This is a genomic window from Winogradskyella sp. UBA3174, assembly GCF_002364335.1.
Lineage (GTDB): Bacteria > Bacteroidota > Bacteroidia > Flavobacteriales > Flavobacteriaceae > Winogradskyella.
Window position 1 is genome coordinate 1 of sequence record NZ_DEXW01000030.1, and the last position, 827, is coordinate 827.

Below are 827 nucleotides of genomic sequence, written 5' to 3' on the forward strand. Positions count from 1 at the left end.
TTCATTTTTTTTAAATTTATTCAGTTGAGTTAGTAGCTTTTTAATCATTTTGTTTCCTTTGTTTTTTAATTTATACACAAAGAATATTAAAACGTTTCAAATTATATTTTTAGTTAAAGCTATTGTTATTTGTTCGCTTTTATTCATATACGGCCTTGTAACCCATAAGCCTAGCGATTGGTGCTAATAGCTTAAAGACTCCTTTTTGGAGCTTCCAATTTGGCTGTGCTAGTCTTATTTCCTTTTCAAAATTGAGCAATACCAGTGCCGTTCTAAGGATATTTGGAGTACCACCTTTATTCAATTTACCGTCTCTTGCTAGAACAAAGAATGTTTCAAATAAACTGTCAATTTTTAGTGCAGGAAAAAACTCCTGAATATAATGCGCATCTACATCACCAGAGTTGTAAAATGAGTGCGGTGTATTTTTAGGAATGGAAATAGTTTCTCCAACTTCAGCAAACTGTTCCTTCCCGTTTATTGTAAAGTGAAGATTCCCCGCCAGAATAGTAAACCGGTTCTCTTGATAGGGATGAAAATGTGATTTTTCTCTTTCCGAGGTAACCGGACTAACACAATCAATCTTTAATTGCGTGCCGTTCGTCTCTGCCCAAGTTTCTAAAAATATCATTTTTTGTCCCGTTCGAATATTAACAATCGTATCTCCTTTCTTTATCATAATTATAGATTTAATCTAATTTATATTTCCCGATGTATGGAAGCACATCACCACCAATATATAAATGTCCATTAAATTCTTTCACAGCACCTGCTTCTGGTAGCACTGTCCCATTCGTGTCAAAAAGGGATTCTATAATTTCACCTTC

The 827-nt window shown here is 33.9% G+C and carries 1 protein-coding gene; it reads right to left on the reverse strand.

What is annotated here, in order from left to right; all coding sequences use genetic code 11:
• Positions 1–139 precede the first annotated feature (139 nt).
• On the reverse strand, positions 140–679 hold the full coding sequence (locus B2U95_RS04040) for a cupin domain-containing protein (protein ID WP_296313117.1): 540 nt from the start codon (positions 677–679) through the stop codon (positions 140–142).
• Positions 680–827 lie beyond the last annotated feature (148 nt).